14 protein-coding genes are annotated in these 14527 nt (G+C 38.1%); 5 read left to right on the forward strand and 9 right to left on the reverse strand.

Annotation, left to right across the window (positions count from 1 at the left end):
• The 3 genes from ACSHXM_RS03225 to ACSHXM_RS03235 all read left to right on the forward strand — a co-directional run.
• A partial coding sequence (locus tag ACSHXM_RS03225; protein ID WP_435687286.1) for a putative collagen-binding domain-containing protein occupies positions 1 to 656 on the forward strand: 656 nt, incomplete at its 5' end.
• Between the two features lie 124 nt (positions 657 to 780).
• The gene (locus ACSHXM_RS03230; RefSeq protein WP_435687287.1) at positions 781 to 2685 is read left to right on the forward strand and encodes a GGDEF domain-containing protein; all 1905 of its coding nucleotides are present in this window, start codon (positions 781 to 783) and stop codon (positions 2683 to 2685) included.
• Positions 2672 to 5080: a DNA polymerase II gene (locus tag ACSHXM_RS03235; RefSeq protein WP_435687288.1), complete on the forward strand. Its 2409-nt coding sequence runs from the start codon at positions 2672 to 2674 to the stop codon at positions 5078 to 5080. Before ACSHXM_RS03230 ends, ACSHXM_RS03235 begins: the two co-directional genes overlap by 14 nt.
• A 110-nt stretch (positions 5081 to 5190) precedes the next feature.
• On the opposite strand, the gene ACSHXM_RS03240 is transcribed toward ACSHXM_RS03235, so the two are convergent.
• The 3 genes from ACSHXM_RS03240 to ACSHXM_RS03250 all read right to left on the reverse strand — a co-directional run bounded on the left by ACSHXM_RS03240 (position 5191) and on the right by ACSHXM_RS03250 (position 7708).
• Positions 5191 to 5814, reverse strand: coding sequence for a thiol:disulfide interchange protein DsbA/DsbL (locus tag ACSHXM_RS03240; protein WP_435687289.1), 624 nt, complete (start codon positions 5812 to 5814; stop codon positions 5191 to 5193).
• Between the two features lie 175 nt (positions 5815 to 5989).
• Complete coding sequence (locus ACSHXM_RS03245) at positions 5990 to 7264, reverse strand: porin (RefSeq protein ID WP_435687290.1); 1275 nt, start codon at positions 7262 to 7264, stop codon at positions 5990 to 5992.
• A gap of 15 nt (positions 7265 to 7279) precedes the next feature.
• On the reverse strand, positions 7280 to 7708 hold the full coding sequence (locus ACSHXM_RS03250) for a phosphate ABC transporter substrate-binding protein (protein ID WP_435687291.1): 429 nt from the start codon (positions 7706 to 7708) through the stop codon (positions 7280 to 7282).
• Positions 7709 to 7953: 245 nt separating this feature from the next.
• Here ACSHXM_RS03250 and ACSHXM_RS03255 point away from each other — a divergent pair, with 245 nt between their 5' ends.
• Complete coding sequence (locus ACSHXM_RS03255; RefSeq protein ID WP_435687292.1) at positions 7954 to 8076, forward strand: hypothetical protein; 123 nt, start codon at positions 7954 to 7956, stop codon at positions 8074 to 8076.
• A gap of 122 nt (positions 8077 to 8198) precedes the next feature.
• Here ACSHXM_RS03255 and ACSHXM_RS03260 read toward each other — a convergent pair whose 3' ends face one another.
• Both ACSHXM_RS03260 and ccoG read right to left on the reverse strand, forming a co-directional pair.
• Positions 8199 to 9164: a serine/threonine protein kinase gene (locus ACSHXM_RS03260; RefSeq protein WP_435687293.1), complete on the reverse strand. Its 966-nt coding sequence runs from the start codon at positions 9162 to 9164 to the stop codon at positions 8199 to 8201.
• Positions 9161 to 10600: a cytochrome c oxidase accessory protein CcoG gene (gene ccoG, locus ACSHXM_RS03265; RefSeq protein WP_435687294.1), complete on the reverse strand. Its 1440-nt coding sequence runs from the start codon at positions 10598 to 10600 to the stop codon at positions 9161 to 9163. The genes ACSHXM_RS03260 and ccoG overlap by 4 nt, the downstream gene beginning before the upstream one ends.
• Before the next feature lie 208 nt (positions 10601 to 10808).
• On the opposite strand from ccoG, the gene ACSHXM_RS03270 reads away from it, so the two are divergent.
• Positions 10809 to 11168: a hypothetical protein gene (locus tag ACSHXM_RS03270; RefSeq protein ID WP_435687295.1), complete on the forward strand. Its 360-nt coding sequence runs from the start codon at positions 10809 to 10811 to the stop codon at positions 11166 to 11168.
• Between the two features lie 13 nt (positions 11169 to 11181).
• On the opposite strand, the gene ACSHXM_RS03275 is transcribed toward ACSHXM_RS03270, so the two are convergent.
• From ACSHXM_RS03275 to ACSHXM_RS03290, 4 genes are all read right to left on the reverse strand, one after another.
• The gene (locus ACSHXM_RS03275) at positions 11182 to 12411 is read right to left on the reverse strand and encodes an ATP-binding protein (protein ID WP_435687296.1); all 1230 of its coding nucleotides are present in this window, start codon (positions 12409 to 12411) and stop codon (positions 11182 to 11184) included.
• Positions 12411 to 13112 carry a response regulator gene (locus ACSHXM_RS03280; protein WP_435687297.1) on the reverse strand — a complete coding sequence of 234 codons (702 nt, stop codon included), beginning with the start codon at positions 13110 to 13112 and terminating at the stop codon, positions 12411 to 12413. The genes ACSHXM_RS03275 and ACSHXM_RS03280 overlap by 1 nt, the downstream gene beginning before the upstream one ends.
• The gene (locus ACSHXM_RS03285) at positions 13112 to 13426 is read right to left on the reverse strand and encodes a DUF3019 domain-containing protein (protein ID WP_435687298.1); all 315 of its coding nucleotides are present in this window, start codon (positions 13424 to 13426) and stop codon (positions 13112 to 13114) included. The genes ACSHXM_RS03280 and ACSHXM_RS03285 overlap by 1 nt, the downstream gene beginning before the upstream one ends.
• Positions 13427 to 13492: 66 nt before the next feature.
• Positions 13493 to 14332, reverse strand: coding sequence for a MipA/OmpV family protein (locus ACSHXM_RS03290; RefSeq protein ID WP_435687299.1), 840 nt, complete (start codon positions 14330 to 14332; stop codon positions 13493 to 13495).
• Between the last annotated feature and the right edge of the window lie 195 nt (positions 14333 to 14527).

The raw sequence follows: 14527 nt of genomic DNA on the forward strand, positions 1-14527 counted from the left end.
GACAAGAAACCTTACCTGATGTAATTGGTGAGAAAGCTATTATGGGATTGTCGTTACAAGTCGATAAACCCAATACCGTGCATCAAGCGATTTTAGATTGGCATCATAATGCCAAGGAAAAGGGCAATGAGATTCAAATTAGCATGGATGAAATTGGCATTTGGTACGAAGGCTTAAAACCTGATGCGGATGACCCAGAACATAATGTTCTGCGTCAACAGGTCTTATGGGGCAGCTTAATGGCAGGCGCTTCTGGTACAGAATGGTATTTTGGTTATCGTTTTGACCACAATGATTTAAGTTCTGAAGATTGGCGTGCTAGGGACAACATGTGGAAACAAACAGCCATCGCTGAACAGTTTTTAACTGGATTCCCTCTCCATGAATTTTCTCCATCCGATTCTGTCACCCCAAGAGGAGATGATTTTGTGTTAGCTTCTTTAGGTCAAACTTATTTGGTATACTTGCCTAAAGCAAACGGTGACAATTTAATAAATTTGCCAGATGGACAATATAAAGTGACCTGGTTTAATCCAAGAACAGGTGGGGAGCTTGTTAATGGCACTGTTGAGGTTGTTTCAAATGAAAATAAAAACTTTGGTTTACCCTCAACTGATTTAGATAAAGATTGGTTAGCGGTTATCTCTGTATTGTAATTCAAGCGGACTTTGTTCATGATACAAAGCATAGAGATGGGTATCTCTATGCTTGATAAGCCTTAATATGCAAGGTTTAAGCGCTCCCTTCTTATTTTAGGTTTATTTATTACGCGGACACATCATGAAGCTTCGTTTTCTAGGTTATCGACTGAAGATAATATGGTTATCATTGGTAGTTATTTTCAGTCTGTTTAGCCATCACACATATGCTAAAGACTCACTACCTTATCTAACCAGTTTTGAGTTGCCATACTCTACCTATTTACGAGACATGCAATCGTCACCCGATTCTGTGCTAAATCAGTTAATAGATAACCCACCAAATGCAACGTCTAGCAATATTGTAAAAGCTCAATATTTTGCCACCTTAGGGCAGGCTTATTACAGTTTAACTTATCCACAAAAATCCCTTGAGCAAGCAAGTAAGGCACTGTCATTTGTATCGGTAGAAACGGAACCTTGGTTGGCCCATAATTTACGGATATTTGAAGCATTGTCTTTAGAAATGGCTGGGCAACATGATAGGGGGCTAGAAGGAACAAACGCTGCGATTAAGTGGGCTGAAAAACATGATAATCGGCAAACCTTATTATTGGGGTTGTACACAAGAGGCACTTTACACAATAGTTTAACCAACTATTCATTAGCTTTGGCGGATTTTCAGAGAGCTTATTCATTAGCTACGGATGACCATGGCACTATTTCTCGGGCGGATATTGCTGGTATGCAAGCACAAGTCTATGAATACCGACAAGAAGCTGCTTTAGCTATTCCTTTATTTGAAGAGGCGGAAAAGGCTTATCGAGAAAATCAGGCCTGGGGTGAACTGAGTATCATTTTGTATGGGCTGGGCAGAGCCAATAGAGACATAGGTAAGCAAGAGTTAGGTCAAAGTCAGCTTGAAGAGTCATTATCATTAGCCAAACAAATAAATGATCAACAAGGGGTGGCTTACGCCCTAAAAGATTTAGCTAAAATTAGTATTGCTCTTGGTCATTTCGATAAAGCTAATCAACAATTGAATCAAGCTGCGGAGATTTTATCAACGGCAAATAACGCGCATTTGCAATTCGATGTGTTGGTAACCTTGTCCAAACTTAATTTGCGACAGGGCAAGCTCGAACATGCTAAAGAATACTTGCTTCAGGCTAGTGGCTATTTGGACCGTGAATCCATGCCTATTCATGCGATTCAATATGACGAATACAATGCCAAATTGTTATTTGAACAAGGCGCTTTAACACAGGCCTATGAGCTTATTCGTTCTTCATATTCGGCCTATAAAACTTATAGTAATACTGAGAGTTCAGAGCAGTTACATAGGTTACGAGTACAAAGTGAGTTGGAATCATCTAACCGCCAAAATTTAATTTTAAGTCACAAAAATGAATTACAAACATTAGAGTTAAAAAATCACAGGAGTGACAGTTTAAAAATGTTTGTGATTATTTGTTTGTCCTTTGGTGCCTGTGTGTTGCTAGGAGTAATTTTGTATCGAGGCACCTTGTATAACAGAACCTTAAAATCATTAGTTAATACTGATGAGCTAACAGGTTTAGCTAATAGGCGCTTCATTTTAGAAAAACTGAAGGTTCAATTGAAATTCAGCCAATCGAATAAAGCAGATCTTTGTGTTGCTATGATTGATTTGGACTGGTTTAAACAAATTAATGATCAATATGGTCACTTTACTGGAGATAAAGTGCTAAAAGAATTTGCAAGGATATGTGCCGCTACCATAGGAAAAACAGACATCATTGGACGTATTGGCGGAGAAGAGTTTTTACTTGTTATGCCAAATGTAAATTGCCAAAACGCTAAAATAGAGTTAGAGAACTTAAGGCTGAAAATCGCTAATTTGGCGGATAACATTAACTTACCGGAGACGAAAGTAACCATTTCAGTGGGCGTCAGTAGTAGTTTGGCAACTGATACTTTAGAAGACCTGATACAGCGAGCTGACAGCGCATTATATCAAGCAAAAGAAACTGGACGAAACCGGGTTGTGGTGTGTGACAACCAATAATATCTCTGAAGTTGACCATGACGAATTCAGTTTAGAAGGGTTTATTCTTACCAGCAACATAGTAGAGCACCAATACAAATCTTATCTAGAGTTTTGGTTACTGACAAAAAATGGTCCAGCTAAAGTTGTCACTAATATTCAACAGCAAGTATTTTTTATTGCTCAGTCTGATTTTGACTCCGCCGAAACTTTGCTGCAAAACGCAGGCATAAGGTATTCATACAAAAATATAGAATTAGCAACGTTTGAACATCAGGCGATAGGTGCTTTATATTTTGCCTCACACAACCCCCATTTTAAAGCTAGAACCCTGTTAAAGCAGCACCGTATTAAGTGTTATGAAGATGATATTAGGTTGCCAGAGCGATATTTGATGGAACGTTTTATTTATGGAAGTGCCAGCGCTTTTTGGAAGGGAAAAAACCTAAAGCCTGACAAAATTAACCAAAGTCAGTTTGTTGCAGTATCTAATGTGTCACTAAAACCTAGTCAATATATTCCAAGCTTTAAACTTCTATCCTTGGATATTGAGTGCAGTGAAAAAGGAGTGTTGTACTCTATTGGATTAGCTGGCGAACAGTATCAATCAGTGATTATGATTGGCCCAGCAAAAGCCAGTGAACCTTGGATCACTTGGGTAGCGGATGAAAAATCATTGTTAGAGAGCTTTGTAGATCAGGTGAATCAATTTGATCCTGATGTGATTATTGGTTGGAACGTGGTGAATTTTGATTTTCGCTTGTTAATCAAACGAGCTGCATTACATAAGGTTGCGCTAAAAATTGGGCGAAATAACCAATTACTCCAATGGCGAGATGCTAGGAATGAAACCAATCAAGGTTATGTTTCTATGCCGGGCAGGGTGGTAGTGGATGGCATTGATGCACTTAAAACTGCGACTTACCAATTTGATAGTTTTAGTTTAGAGAATGTTGCCCAAAGCTTGTTGAATAAAGGAAAAGACACAGAAAACGTAGACGACCGTATGGCACAAATTAATCATGATTTTGTGCATAATAAAGTTAAATTAGCCAAATATAATTTACAAGATTGCGAGTTAGTCCTGCAGATTTTTGCCCACACGAAAGTGCTAGATTTTTTGACCTTAAGGGGCCAGTTAACTGGCTTGGAATTAGATCGAATGGGCGGTTCAGTTGCCGCCTTTATCAATCTATATTTACCTAAGTTACATCGATCTGGGTACGTTGCTCCTAATCGTCCTAAGGATGGTGGTTTAGCCAGCCCTGGTGGTTACGTAATGGACTCTAAGCCTGGTTTATATACCCATGTCTTAGTATTAGATTTTAAGAGTCTTTATCCTTCTATTATTCGCACATTTAAAATCGACCCATTAGGTTTAGTTGAGGGATTAAAAGAACCTGAAAATAGTGTTCATGGTTTTTTAGGCGCCAAATTTGATAGGAACAAACATTTCTTACCCGATATTATTACATCTCTTTGGCAGCAAAGAGACCAAGCCAAATTAAACAAAGACTCGGCTCGTAGTCAGGCTATTAAAATTTTGATGAACTCTTTTTATGGTGTTTTAGGATCGGGGGGGTGCCCTTTTTACGATACCCGATTGGCTAGTTCTATTACTATGCGTGGCCATGAGATTATGCAAACAACAGCTAAGTGGATTGAACAAGAGGGGTATCAAGTTATATATGGCGATACCGATTCAACCTTTGTTTGGCTAGATGGCCAGTTTGGTAGTCGAGAGGTTCAAGAAATTGGCCAGCAATTAGCGGCTAAAATCAATCACAAATGGACTGAAAAAATTAAACTCGAACATGAGTTAGATAGTGAATTAGATATTGAGTTTGAAACTCATTTTAGCCAATTTTTGATGCCTACTATTCGAGGGTCGGAAAAAGGCAGTAAAAAGCGATATGCAGGGCTTAAAGTGGGTGAAAATGGTGAAGAGTTAATCTTTAAAGGTTTGGAGAATGTTCGTTCAGATTGGACAAAGCTAGCCAAACAATTTCAGTTAACCCTGTATGAAAGAGTCTTTGCGAAAAAGCCTGTGGATGAATACGTACGGCAAACTATTCAGGATATTCAACAGGGAAAAAGTGACCACTTATTGGTATATCGAAAACGTATTCGACGTCAGTTAAACCAGTATGTAAAAAATATACCACCGCATGTACGGGCTGCTCGTTTAGCTGATGAACGAAATGCTAATTTAGGTAAAGTGTTAAGGTATCAAAACAAATCTTGGGTGAGTTATGTGATGACGCTAAACGGCCCTGAACCTGTCGAATATTTAGAAAGTCGAATTGACTATGATCACTATATTGAGAAACAGATCCAACCCATCGCGGAAGGGATTTTGCCTTTTGTCGGCAAGTCTTTTGAAAGTATTAGTAGTCAGCAGTTAGGATTATTTTAAAGGGCGAGTTTTAGCATTACGAGGTTAAATTCAGCTAAAAATACAAAAAAGGCTGAATATATATTCAGCCTTTCAATTGATATTTGTTTAATTACTTCAGTAAATGAAGATTATTTTTGTTTAGTTAACCAAACAAGCAAGTCAACGTAATCATCAGGGGTCATATCTCGGGTAAATGTGGCTTTATATTTACCGTTTACAATAAACGTCGGTACACTTCTCAAGCTTTTACGGTATTTTTGAATCGTTTTATTGTTTTTTTGGACCATGCTATTCACACCAAAACTGTTCGCCATTTTGTCAAAATCAGCGGGTTCAATGCCATTTACGATAAATACATTTTTTAAATCTTTAAGGCTAGTGACAGAGGATTTTTGAACATGAATATATTTAAAAATAGCGAGGTTTAATGCGTCTTCTCTTTTAAGAGCTCGACCTACCATCATAGCTCGGGTGGCTTCATCCTGAGTTTTAGGACCTGCACTGCCCATGAAGTTCACATGTACTTTTTTGAAATCAGTACCATCAGCTAATTTATTTTTAAGATTTTTTACAATTGGCTCAAAGTTGTAACAATGCGGACACCAAAACGAAAAGAACTCAATGATTTCGGGTGTAGCCGATGCTTTTTCATTGACAACTTCGTAATGTTCACCTTCGTTCCAAAGTGCTTGCCCGCAAGCTTGTAGTGGAATAAAAATAGCTAATAAAGCAGTAAGTAGAATTTTTTTCATAATATTGAATTCTCATTAAATCAAAACTAACGCAAGATTATCATAGCTGATTTAAATTGCCGACTATAGATTGTAACTAGTTATATTGATTAAGGTTTGGTTCAGTTTGCAGATTATAAGTAGAAATAAAAAACGCCCCTGAAAAGGAGCGTTTTAGATAGTTAACGTAGGTCTATTAGAATACGTAGTTAGCACCAAAACGAATTAAGGTGACATCTGTGTCATTTTCGTCGTTAGTACGTTTAGTCACATCCACTTTAAAGGCAATATTAGTATCGTAATCATAACGAAGTGTGGCTGATATCACACTGCTTTCAGAAGTCTGAGAATCCAGCATACTTTGTACAATATTGTCATTTAGTGCACCTGTGATAATTGGACTAGCTGCTTGTGTTGGCAATGCGGTTAACGGCGCTCCTACTTGAGCTTGTACACCTTGATCAACTAACATGCCAATTGGGGTAGCAGCAAATGCAGCGATTTGTGGTGCCGCTAGTTGTGCGCCTAATAATTGATTGACTTGTCCTTCAAATTTCGCTTGAAATGGAGCATCTGATTTTTCATAAGTCACAGACGGCGTCCAAGCCCCCATTCTTAAACCAGCTGTTACATAGTAAGCGTCCGTTTTAGCGATAAAGGTATTTGCTACATCGATGATGGTCATTTCAGCACCGACAAACCAATCGAACTTATCAATTTGAACACTGACTCCGTAAAACTCACCTGTGTCCTCTTCCCATTGTAAGGAATCTGCTAAATCACCAAATCCTAGTGCAGTGACTAAGGATAAACCTCCAGCGGCCGCTACTAAATCACTACTGTCTGAGCTAGCTATATCTAAAGAGGTTTTTGCTGAAGCTGCTACAGCACGAATTTTTAACCAATCGTAAGTCGCTTCTGCTGAGAACAGCATAAGGTTGTCTGCATCTAGATCTGTGCCAAAAACAGGTGCTGTAAAGGCGCCGGCTGAGGCGGTGAAGTTATATTCCCAATCTCCTGCGTAATTAGCGTAGTCAAAACGTACACCTTCGATGTTATTAAATACCACGTCATAGACTGATTTTGGCGTGGTGATCCAATGATATGAATAACCTACGTCTGTTGAAGCTGAGTAGTTGAATAAGGGTAAACGTAATCGACCCGCTGAAATGCTTAGGTTATCAGTGGCTTCATAGGTTAAATAAGCCCATTCAAATTCTGGGTCGTAGTTATTATCACCTCTTGCGACTAATTGGCCGGTGGCAGTCATTTTATCGTTTATATCGCCACTGACTTGAATGGCAAACAAACTTTCTGGTGAAAAGCTGACTCGATCGTCATAGCCATACAATGACTTATCTGACTCGGCCATACCACCAATAAAGTTGGCAAAACCGTTAATTCTTACTTCTGCTTGTGCCGCAAAACATGTAGAGGCACACAAGGTTGCTACTGTGATTATTTTTTTCATTTTTGAAATCCTCAATTAGTTTAATGGAATGGCTTTAACTGCACCCGTTACGGCAGCACTATCAACATAACCAATCGCATTTTGGTTATCTGCAATTACAGATATGACAGCAGCGTCGTTATCTACTTCTTTAGGCGGAATGCCCTTTCCAGTAAAAACTAACTTAGACCAATAGGCTGATACTTGGCTGGAACTTCTACCTAATGTGTCGGAATCAAAGGAATTTCTAGTTGAACTACTTGGGACTTGGTTTATTGGAATGGCTTCTTTACCACCCGAAAACTTATTGGATTTACCTAAAAATATCCGTTGTACGGATTTTTTATCTAATGCAGCGTCGTTACTCGGATGAACTACAACTACAATTTCCGCTAATGACGAAAAAGCAATAGAACAGCCTATAGCTATGCCTATTACGGATTTATAAAGTGTTTTTGTGTGCATATTGCAACCCTTAAATTTACAGATGAAAAACAACATGGAATTCATCTTTATTACAATTTAAGTCCTTCTTCAGATAAATCTCAATAATAATAATGAGTTACAACTACCGTCTATTTGGACCTCTTCTCGCCGAGCTATTATGGCAAAAAAGTTCCCATTTATAATTATAGTAAGGTATGTTTTTTTATACCTTGTTATGGGTTTTGCATAACTTTTTTGAAAAATGGACTCACGAGTGTTAAAAAATGAGCATAGTTAACTTATTGTTAAACTTATTATTATTTTTACCTGTACCGAAGTTTGACGTTTTAGGAGACGAATTAGGGGTAGATCAGCCTAGCATTTTAGGGGTTGTATCTAATACCTAACAGTTTTATTCCTAAGTCAATTTCAAAGATAGCCGTTAATGAGAATTTTGCTAATTTTATTTGCGTGTTTGAGTAAATAATAATCAATAAAATTAGGTAGATAGAAAATTTTAGGTTGATATCTATATACTAATTGGTGATTCGTGAAGAGCGGAGTACTGCTCTTTCAAAGATAGTATTTGTTGTTCCCAGTATTTTCCATCAGCAAACCATGGGAAGGCTTGCGGGAAAGCAGGATCCTGCCAACGTTTAGCTAACCAAGCCATATAATGCACCATCCGCATAGCCCGTAACGGTTCTATGAGTGCTAATTGATTTGAATCGAAATGGTGGAACTCTTCGTAGGCTTCAAGTAGCGTATCTAACTGGATAAATTGTTGCTGTCTATCACCTGATAGCATCATCCATAAATCTTGTATCGCGGGACCAGAACGGCAATCATCTAAGTCTACAAAGGTGGGGCCATCTCGCCATAATATATTTCCTGGATGGCAATCTCCGTGTAACCGGATACTGCTAGAGCTCACGTATCGTGACTGTGTGACTTTGACAACCTGTTCCAAAATAGTAAAAAAAGCTTGGTGTAACTGATTTGGAATTAGAGAACTATTGTGCAACTCCTCTAAAGGCGTAATGAGATGTTCATTAATGCTAAATTGCGGTCTATATTCAAAGGGCTTACTCTTGGCTACTGCATGAATACGGCCGATGAATCTTCCCATCCATTCTAAATGGTCAAGGTTATCAACTTCAAATTGTCTGCCACCGACAGAATTAAATAGTGCAAAATAAAAACCGTTATATTGATGTAGTGATTGTCCGTTAAATTTATTTGGTGGAACAACTGGGATTTCATGTGTGGCTAGTTCAATCGAGAAGTCGTGCTCTTCTTGAATTTGTTGTTGAGACCAGCGTTGCGGACGATAAAATTTAACCACGTAACGTAATCTATCTTCAGCTACAAATTGGTAGACTCGGTTTTCATAGCTATTTAATGCCAATAGTCCAGAATCAACTCTAATTCCTACGGATTCAATCGCATCTAAAATCAGGTCAGGAGTTAGTCCCGAAAAGTCGAAGTTACTCATAAGTTAGGGTACAAAAATTTACTTTTTGCAGCTACAGTTCTAACATCTTCAAGGTGATCAGCAGTGGATAATTCAAAGCTAAACTCAGTGACTGTGTCTGTTAATTTATTGGGGTGAATAGCAATACTTACGGGTAAATTTAATATTTCACCGCTAGCCACAGTGACTTCAGTAGCACCAATAAATTTGTGCCCATCTAAACCATTAATTGAGATTTTATATTCGTGTGAATGTTGAGATTTATTCAGTAATTTTAATGTATATACATTCTCTATTAGGCCATTACCCGTTTCACGATATAGTGAATTACGATCTCTAATCACATCGATAGCTAATGGTTTTCTTGACACGATTTCAAATACTAATAAAGCGGTCATCAATACCAAAACAACAGCGTAACCAATTAATTTTGGTCTAAATATTTTTGTGGTTCCGCCAGCTAGTTGATGTTCAGAAGTAAAACTAATCAGCCCTTTCGGATAATTCATTTTTTCCATTACACCATTACATGCGTCTACGCAGGCGCCACAATTGATACACTCGTATTGCAAGCCGTTACGTATATCAATACCCGTCGGGCATACTTGTACACATAAGTTACAATCAATACAGTCACCTAGGCCTTTTTCTGAATTTTGTTCTCTGCTGGTTTTTCTGCCTCTAGGCCCTCTGTATTCTCCTCTTTTATTGTCATAGGCTACTGTGAAGGTGTCTTTATCGAACATTGCGGATTGAAAGCGAGCATACGGGCAAATATGTAAACACATAATTTCTCGCATCCAACCTGCGTTTCCATAGGTACACACAGTAAAAATGATAATACTTAGCGTTGCCCAGAAACTAGATGACAAGGTAAAAAATTCAATTAATAAATAATCTATCGGAGTGAAATACCCAACAAATGTAATAGAAGTCAGTAAAGCGATAGTGAGCCATGCAAAGTGTTTCAATACTTTTCGCCACACTTTGTCGAAATCAGTTTTACGCTGATCGAGTTTCATACGTTTATTTCGACTGCCTTCAATTTTTTCTTCGAACCAAACGTAAATGAAAGTCCAAGTCGTTTGCGGACACATAAATCCGCACCATACTCTTCCAGCAAAAGTCGTAACAAAAAACAATGCAAAAGCTGAAACCATCAATATCCAGGCTAATAAAGTTAGGTCTTGAGGCCAAAGAGTGAGGCCAAATATATTAAATCTCTGGGCCCCAATATCAAATAAAATGGCTTGGTGACCCTCATATTGTATCCAAGGTAGGATGGCGAACACGCCCAGAAACCATAATCCTAAAAAACGTCTAATATTCTCCATCATGCCCGTTACAGCACGCACATATATTCTACTTCTAGGGGTATAGGCGTTGTCGTGTTTGTTTTTATCGGGTTTGTGAACTTTGACAGGTGAGATGTTTTTTACTGGAATGCGCTCACTCATTATGGTTCCTTGAGAATTCAATATGCTTCAACAAGCCTAGTATATCAGTTAGTTATATCAATCCGTAGTGGTAATCAAAGCTAGTGTGCTTTTATCATGCGTGTGTATTAGTTATCTATAGTTATAAATTGCCATAACCATAAGTGGTTTATTGTTCACTGGGTTTTAGCCTATTATTCTATTCATCTAGTAAACCTGTGTTGTGGATATGTTTAAATTTTTTATAATTACTTTTGAAATTCTGGCTTTAGTGATGGTGCTTCGTACATCATTTGTGCAGTTTTGGTTGTCTGATCTTCAATCGTCGACTGCTGATTGGATGTTAGAGCTGTCTATGGTTATTGATAATCAGCAACTTGAAAAATTAAGAAATGAAATAGCGCCACATACACAGAACTTAAATGGATATCAAAGAGACTACTTACGTCAAATCACTGAAAATAAAGCAGGATTAGATAGTTTTAATCAATTCTATTGTCAAAACGGAGATAAAAACCCATTTATTTATGGTGCTAGTCTTCAATATGTTTGTAGTGAAATCGGTCGTGCGGGTATTTTAAAGAGCTAATTCTATAGTCAATTTAATCCGTATTTTTAAGCTGAATAACAAATTTAGCGCCGCCTAGTGTCGAATCAGTCACAAAACACTGGCCTTTGTGCCAATCAATAATTCTTTTCACAATAGCGAGCCCCAAGCCAGCGCCACCTTGGGTTCTATTGCGACTTTCATCGGGTCGATAGAATGGATGAAAAACCTTGTCACGTAAATCTGGCGCAATACCTTTGCCATCGTCTTCAATACAAATCTGTGTATATTGGGCATCTTTGTATATGTTTATATGCAGTTTATGTTTGGCATAACGAGCTGCGTTAACGATTAAGTTACTTACGGCGCGTTCAATAAAATGTTCATCGGCCAATACATAAATGTCGTCTCCTTGTAACTGAATTTGAATTCCCTGAAGGTGACTCGCTGTAAGTTTTTGGGTTATTTTATGACACAACTGTTTAACTGGAATTTCAGTCCAATTCATTTCAGGTATCTGCACATTACTACTGGCATAATCCAGCATCTCTTGCACTAACCTTTCTAATTCGTTGATATCCTGTTGCATTTCAAGCCAAGGCTCTGATGAATTTTGTGGTTGCATCGCTAGGGAAAATTTTAGTCGAGCTAATGGTGTTCTAAATTCGTGAGCGACAGCGCCACTCAGCTCTCTTTGGTTTTGGATTAGTTCATTAATTTGGGCTCCCATGTCATTGATCGCGTGTGCTATGGGAGATATGAGTGAATTTTTACCAATGTGGTTTGGAGCAATAGTGCCATCTGGTAACACTTGAGATACGGTTTTTTGTAAACGAGTTAAATCACGCCATAATGGCCAAGTCCATAATGCAATTACAACGCCTAGTAATAAGAAAAAAACGATACTGTAGATAAAAAATTGTTGTGAATTCGAGCTTGGTTTGGGCAGAAGTATTTCTAACAATTGTAATTCGTTAACTTTTATATAAAGCTGTTCTCCTAATTGTGGATCTAAAAACGTTAACACTTCTCCTTGGTTTAATGCGGCTAGGTCTTCAGGACTCCAAGCAATATCTTTAATTAATTTTGTTTGAGAGTGGAGGTCCAACTCTTTCAATAATGCGCTTAAATCTAGTTTTTGTTTATTGGCGGACTGAATAAATGTTGCGTATGAAACACCTATAGGCGCAACTTCATTGACTATAAATAACCTCTCTAAACCAGCACTTAAACCAATGAGTGCGAGTGTGATGAATATATATAAGCTGATAAATAAACGGGTCATTAATCATTCCATGCATCGGCAACAAAAAAGAAGCCTTTGCCCCAGATCGTTTTAATTCGATACGGGTGTTGGCTATTGTCTAGCAGCTTTTTTCGTAGCCTAGAAATCCGCACATCAGCGCTACGATCTAGGCCATCATACTCTCGGCCGATCAGTTCTGTGTATAAGGTTTCTCTTTTTACAAGTTGTGAAGGCGTTTCGGCTAATTTCCATAACATGTCAAACTCATGACTGGTTAACATAACGTCCGTACCGGCAAGTGTGGCGGTGCGTGTCGAACGGTCTATGACTAATTGACCAAAGGTAAGTTGCTCTTGATTGTTGGATGATTGAACAGGTTTTATACTACGCCGCAACAAAGCGTTAATACGAGCTAATAAAACCCTAGGTTCAACGGGTTTTATGACGTAGTCATCTGCGCCAATCTCTAAACCAAGAACGTGGTCAAAGTCATCATTCTTTGCCGTCATAAATAGCAGTGGTCCGGCGTAATGTGGCCGAATATTTTTACATAAAGTAAATCCGTTTTCGCCTGGTAACATTATGTCTAACACTAAAATGTCAGGTGAAAAGTTTTGTACTTCAGAGAGTAGGTGTGTCCCATCAATAAGGGTTTTAACGATAAAATTATTATCGGTTAAAAATTTACATATGAGTGCGCTTAACCTTTCATCGTCTTCGACTAACAAGATTTTTTTCATTAGAAAATGCTCCAAGGGTTACGTACTCTTCTTCTCGTTTTAGACAATTGCTGGTACTTAACTGATAGCGTATGGGTGAGAACAGTTTGGTTATCTTTATTCTTAAGTTGTAATAATCCGTTTTGGGTTATTTCAATCGGGATTTGATTTAAAAATTCCCCTTGTTTAGAGCACGCTATTTTTTGATTATCTAAAAATAGACAGTATAAATTAGCAGGTAAGTTTTCAGTTTTAACATGGATAATCATCTTACAGACATCCCCAGCCTCTTTGGCAATGCATACATTTGGCTGAATAACCCACGCAGGGGGCATCGCAGCAATCTTATGGCAAAAAAAGATACTGATTATTAAGAAAATTGGTTTCAACTTATTAACCCATTAAAAGCGATAGGCAATACCCATAAATATTCGTTTAACATTTGAGCTCTGTACTAAAGGGCTGGCGTACATTGATTTTGGTAGGGCCCGATAACTCACATTTGCTAGCCATGCCCATTTATCGTTAATGGGTTTTTGCAGCGCAAGTGCAATATATTTTTCAACTCCCGCTTTAGCACTGAACCATTGACTGGGATCTGAAGTATCTGTTTGATTTACCCCATAGTAATAATTGACTAACTTTTCAGATTTCCAATCCATCCCAACCTGAGTGCTTAGGTGTAAGTCTTGCCAAACCCAATGAAAGCGATATGCCAATTCAACTATGCTTCCCTTATGAACCCCACTGATATCATTTTGCCAACTAGCTGAAAACTCCATATCGTCGAGGAAATAGTGCCAGCGTATACCTGCATTCACAGCCCACTTACGTTTAGCTATTTGTTCTACCGAAATTCTAATATCACTAGGCGAACTTATACTCTCATCAAATTCTTTTTGCTCTTGATCGTTTGGGCCAAAACCAGGTGGCACGATTGAGCTGATATTACCGTTTGGAATTAATATATTGGCAGGGTGAAAAAAACTAAAAAAAGCACGTTCTTTATCAAGTGTAATAAAGGTTTCGCTGGCAAAATGATTTTGATTTAACCACTGGTAGCCTAATTCACCATTATCAAAATATGCGCTTTCTGCATACCAAGCAATATCCGGTAGTAAGACTAGTGGAATATGATCTCCATCAACAAGAGGATTGGTTTTAACCCCTAGCCCCATAGCTAATCCAATTTGCCAACTATCTGTTTCAATGCAATTTTGCTCTGAGCACGCAAAGCTCATGTTGACGTAACAAAGCAGATATAGGCAAAATACAAGGCGTAAAAAAGCTAACAAACAGGGCTCCTAGAAATATTGAACATGCATAGGTTAGCAAAATTTTCGGGCAACTTGTGCCAGGGTTACAATTATTAACATTTAGAAGAAATTTGGATCGTTATTATGAGTTTGAATTACCTACACTTTGTTTGAACTAAA

The sequence above is a fragment of the Paraglaciecola sp. genome, from assembly GCF_051252315.1.
Classification (GTDB): domain Bacteria; phylum Pseudomonadota; class Gammaproteobacteria; order Enterobacterales; family Alteromonadaceae; genus Paraglaciecola.

Excerpts from the sequence above, each read along its gene's own strand:
- ACSHXM_RS03230 (WP_435687287.1), top strand. The coding sequence starts at position 781 with ATGAAGCTTCGTTTTCTAGGTTATCGACTGAAGATAATATGGTTATCA.
- ACSHXM_RS03240 (WP_435687289.1), bottom strand. The coding sequence starts at position 5,814 with ATGAAAAAAATTCTACTTACTGCTTTATTAGCTATTTTTATTCCACTA.
- ACSHXM_RS03245 (WP_435687290.1), bottom strand. The coding sequence starts at position 7,264 with ATGAAAAAAATAATCACAGTAGCAACCTTGTGTGCCTCTACATGTTTT.
- ACSHXM_RS03250 (WP_435687291.1), bottom strand. The coding sequence starts at position 7,708 with ATGCACACAAAAACACTTTATAAATCCGTAATAGGCATAGCTATAGGC.
- ACSHXM_RS03255 (WP_435687292.1), top strand. The coding sequence starts at position 7,954 with ATGAGCATAGTTAACTTATTGTTAAACTTATTATTATTTTTACCTGTA.
- ACSHXM_RS03260 (WP_435687293.1), bottom strand. The coding sequence starts at position 9,164 with ATGAGTAACTTCGACTTTTCGGGACTAACTCCTGACCTGATTTTAGAT.
- ccoG (WP_435687294.1), bottom strand. The coding sequence starts at position 10,600 with ATGAGTGAGCGCATTCCAGTAAAAAACATCTCACCTGTCAAAGTTCAC.
- ACSHXM_RS03270 (WP_435687295.1), top strand. The coding sequence starts at position 10,809 with ATGTTTAAATTTTTTATAATTACTTTTGAAATTCTGGCTTTAGTGATG.
- ACSHXM_RS03275 (WP_435687296.1), bottom strand. The coding sequence starts at position 12,411 with ATGACCCGTTTATTTATCAGCTTATATATATTCATCACACTCGCACTC.
- ACSHXM_RS03280 (WP_435687297.1), bottom strand. The coding sequence starts at position 13,112 with ATGAAAAAAATCTTGTTAGTCGAAGACGATGAAAGGTTAAGCGCACTC.
- ACSHXM_RS03285 (WP_435687298.1), bottom strand. The coding sequence starts at position 13,426 with ATGCCCCCTGCGTGGGTTATTCAGCCAAATGTATGCATTGCCAAAGAG.
- ACSHXM_RS03290 (WP_435687299.1), bottom strand. The coding sequence starts at position 14,332 with ATGAGCTTTGCGTGCTCAGAGCAAAATTGCATTGAAACAGATAGTTGG.